Genomic DNA, 1926 nt, shown 5'->3' on the forward strand with positions numbered 1-1926 from the left:
TCGGCGACCGTGACTTGGCCGCCCCGCCATGCCTGCTTGTAGTGCAGCTGGCGGGCGAACTCGGCCCAGGCGGCATCCGATATCGCGCGGGCCAGCCCGTGGTTGGCCAGCATCCCGGCCACATGCAGGTCCTCGATGACGAGCCGGTCGTGGGTCTTGACCAGCTGGTTGCCGGCGGCTGGGTTGGCATTGACCGTATCCGGACCCAAACCCGCCAGCGGGTTCCGGGTCCAGCCGCGCCGCCCGGGTTGTCGAACCCACCAACGGATGGATCAACCACTGCCGGCGACTCGACCGACACCACGAAGTCACCCCCATCACCCACGAAGACTTCCTGATCCTCAGCCAGATCACCTCACTGCTACACCGACTCGACCGCAGCCAGTAGTTCGACACGCTTTAGGCTGGCACACTGTGACCGACAGCACCGGGCGACACCGGCGGGGGATGGGCGACAACATCGACGACGACACCGACATCAACGACATCGACGACGCCGCCGACGACACCGACAATGCCGATGACACCGCCAGCGACGCCATCGACGATGCCGATGACACCGCCAGCGACGCCATCGACGATGCCGAGGAAACCGACGTCTACCACACCCAAGCCACGGACGAAGACGCAGCATACGAAGACGAAGACGAGGAAGACGAAGAAGAAGACGACGAGGAAGACGAAGAGAGCGAGGTCGCGGCACTGAAGCACCCCAACAGCCTCAAGTGGGGCCTGGTTGCGGTGTCCGTGCTGGCCGTCGTGGCGATCGCGCTGGTCGCGGTGGTGCTGCTGGGTGGTGCCCCGGGCACCGGCACGTCGACGGGCGGGGCCCCGACGTCCAGTAATGCCGCCGCCTCGGGGATCGCCAGCGCCAACGACACCGGGCCGGTCACCGTCATCACCGAGGATCCGAGCTGCGCCGCGTGGACCGCGATCAGCAGCAACCTGTCTAGCACTCTGTCGCTGCTCGGGCAGGGCGGCTGGGTCGAGCGCGACCAGTCGATCCCGGCGTCGGCGTGGGACGACGAACAAAAAAAGCAGTACCTGGCCGCCGGGCAGGTGCTGCGCAGCGCCGCCGCGCAAACCATCGGGCTGGTCAAGCTGACCCCGCATCGGGTGATGCGCGAGCTCTACGAGCAGTTCATTGCCTATTCGCGGGCTTTCATCGAACGCATACCGAACTACACCGAGCCGGACGCGAGCCTGGCGGGCACCGCGCACAGCGCTGCGTCGGCCCTGGCGGCGATCTGTGCCTCCGTCGCCAACGGCGCAGCAGCGGCCCGTGGGCCGCTTCTCGAGGCACCGCCGCCCCCGATGCGCGTCGCGCCGCCGGGCAACCCCACCAACCCGCAGCGCTATCTGACCGAGCCCAATCCGGTGTGCCGCGACTGGAAGGCAACATTGGACAAGTTCGGCGCCGACACCGCCGACTGGCAGAACCTCGACCCGAACATCCCGGCGACCTACTGGAACCCGCAGCAAAAGCAGGTCAACGTGTCCGTCGCGCAGGTGATGATCGCCTACGCCAACAAGCTGCAGCAGCTGGGACGACGCAGCGACAACCCCACTCTGCAGGACTTCGCCGACCTGTCCTCGCAGTACCGGAGGGCGTTCGTGTTGGCGCTGCCCACCTACAGCCCGGCCGACAACTATCTGGCGAACGCCGCCAGCTACGCCTCCACCACGGTGCTGGGTGCGTGTGCGGCGGCGTCCAGGGTCGGGTAGGCAGCCCGGCTGGCGACCACAGGCACCGCGTTACGGCGGGAATCGCGGTGGATTCCCGCCGTAACGCTGCGGTGGTGAGTTGGTGCTCGGCTACTAAATTAGTCAGGCCCAGCTGGAGCCGACGGCGGAGTCGGTGGAGGCCATGTTGTTGCCCGCCGATTGCACCTTCTGCCCGTGGGCATTGGCCTGCTCGTAGATCAC

At 67.0% G+C, this 1926-nt stretch carries 1 protein-coding gene and 2 pseudogenes; 1 reads left to right on the forward strand and 2 read right to left on the reverse strand.

What is annotated here, in order from left to right; all coding sequences use genetic code 11:
* Positions 1 to 209 (reverse strand): annotated as a pseudogene (locus AC2VOP_RS18450) (hypothetical protein); the annotation flags it as partial.
* 205 nt (positions 210 to 414) lie between these two features.
* On the opposite strand from AC2VOP_RS18450, the gene AC2VOP_RS18455 reads away from it, so the two are divergent.
* On the forward strand, positions 415 to 1725 hold the full coding sequence (locus tag AC2VOP_RS18455) for a hypothetical protein (RefSeq protein WP_486962308.1): 1311 nt from the start codon (positions 415 to 417) through the stop codon (positions 1723 to 1725).
* 102 nt (positions 1726 to 1827) lie between these two features.
* On the opposite strand, the pseudogene AC2VOP_RS18460 reads toward AC2VOP_RS18455, so the two are convergent.
* Positions 1828 to 1926 (reverse strand): annotated as a pseudogene (locus AC2VOP_RS18460) (type VII secretion protein EsxI); the annotation flags it as partial.

The organism is Mycobacterium sp. TH-M106, assembly GCF_057473765.1.